Source organism: Streptococcus sp. HMSC076C08 (assembly GCF_001810825.1).
GTDB lineage: Bacteria > Bacillota > Bacilli > Lactobacillales > Streptococcaceae > Streptococcus.
This window is the reverse complement of record NZ_KV802736.1, coordinates 125,946-127,192: the sequence shown is the minus strand read 5'-3', so window position 1 is coordinate 127,192 and position 1,247 is coordinate 125,946. Positions and strand designations below refer to the sequence as shown.

2 protein-coding genes and 1 pseudogene are annotated in these 1,247 nt (G+C 41.5%); 1 reads left to right on the top strand and 2 read right to left on the bottom strand.

The features are described 5' to 3' along the window. Positions 1 to 150 (top strand): annotated as a pseudogene (locus HMPREF2766_RS10010) (IS3 family transposase); the annotation flags it as partial. Between the two features lie 52 nt (positions 151 to 202). On the opposite strand, the gene HMPREF2766_RS08915 reads toward HMPREF2766_RS10010, so the two are convergent. Both HMPREF2766_RS08915 and HMPREF2766_RS08910 read right to left on the bottom strand, forming a co-directional pair. Then, positions 203 to 661: a DUF3021 domain-containing protein gene (locus HMPREF2766_RS08915; RefSeq protein ID WP_042903013.1), complete on the bottom strand. Its 459-nt coding sequence runs from the start codon at positions 659 to 661 to the stop codon at positions 203 to 205. Further along, the gene (locus HMPREF2766_RS08910) at positions 658 to 1,098 is read right to left on the bottom strand and encodes a LytTR family DNA-binding domain-containing protein (RefSeq protein ID WP_042903012.1); all 441 of its coding nucleotides are present in this window, start codon (positions 1,096 to 1,098) and stop codon (positions 658 to 660) included. Before HMPREF2766_RS08910 ends, HMPREF2766_RS08915 begins: the two co-directional genes overlap by 4 nt. Between the last annotated feature and the right edge of the window lie 149 nt (positions 1,099 to 1,247).

The following is a 1,247-nucleotide window of genomic DNA, read 5'->3' as shown; positions in this document are numbered from 1 at the left end:
CGGTTATGAGAAGCACTTTAGGTCTTTAGAGGGCCTTGAACACAAGCTATTGTGGACTACATAGATTACTACAATAACAAACGAATCAAAGTCAAACTAAAACTAAAAGGACTTAGCCCTGTGCAATACAGAACTAAATCCTTTCAATAATTATTTGTCCAACTTTTGGGGGTCAGTACATTGTGAGTGGGATTTTTCTCTATTACTTTTTATGGGCCAAAAGTTGATTGATGTGGTCTACTTTTTTAGCTTCTCTTTTATAGAGAATAGCCCAGATGATGAGGTAGACAATCGCAAACTCTGGAATGAGCTGGAGATAGAAGGTCCAGTGGAAAGGGAACCAACCAGCTAGAGTTGCCAGTGGGACAAAGCCAGCCAGCATGAGGAAGAAATGGGAAAGCGTCGCACGGAGCAAGCTCCAGTCACGGCTGAATAAGCGACCGCCAAAGCTAAAGAGAACTCCGATAGCTGACCAGATGATCATACAGTAGAGCAAGGCCAAGGCACCGTGAACCTGATGTTGCACCATCACTTGTCCGACTAGAGAATCGGGGCTCAGTGGGGCATAGGTATTTGGGGCATAAATGAGTGAAAAGAGGATAGAGAGGATGAGGCCGATAAGTACACCAGCGGCTGCATCGTGAAAGATTTGTTTTTTCATAGTTCTAATTTCTCCTTGATGGTTTTTAGGTAGCGGCGTGAAGAGTAGGTGAAGCTTTCGTTTTTTAAGAAAATTTCAACCAGACCGTTGGGCGTGAGCTTGAGATGAGAGATGGAGTCGATATTGACGATTTCAGATTGGGAAATTTGGATAAAAGTGGTCGGTAGAATTTCAAGAACTTGATAGAGTCGCAAATCAATGCTGTAGGTCTGACTCGACGTTTCTGCTAGAACCTTGCGATTCTCGATATAGAAGCGTTGTATCTTACCAATCTTAACTAGATAGACCTGATCATCAATCTTTCCTTTGATTGTTTCTTTTTGGTCAAGATTTTCAGCAAATTCGATGACTTTTTGGACTTTTTTGGTTTCTTGAGGTGCTTGGACAATCAGCTTTTCTTCCTTGTACGTCTCCTTAATCTGTAGTTCTACTTTCATAAACTTCCCTCCTTTTCAGTTATACAAGGTTAATCTCACTTCTTGTACACCTTTATTAATACTCTTCAAAAATCAAATTCAAACCACGTCAGCGTCGTCTTGCCGTACTAAAGTACTGTCTGCGCCTAGCTTTCTAGTTTGCTCTTTGA

Coding starts and splice junctions, on each gene's coding strand:
- HMPREF2766_RS08910 (WP_042903012.1), bottom strand. CDS start 1,098: ATGAAAGTAGAACTACAGATTAAGGAGACGTACAAGGAAGAAAAGCTG.
- HMPREF2766_RS08915 (WP_042903013.1), bottom strand. CDS start 661: ATGAAAAAACAAATCTTTCACGATGCAGCCGCTGGTGTACTTATCGGC.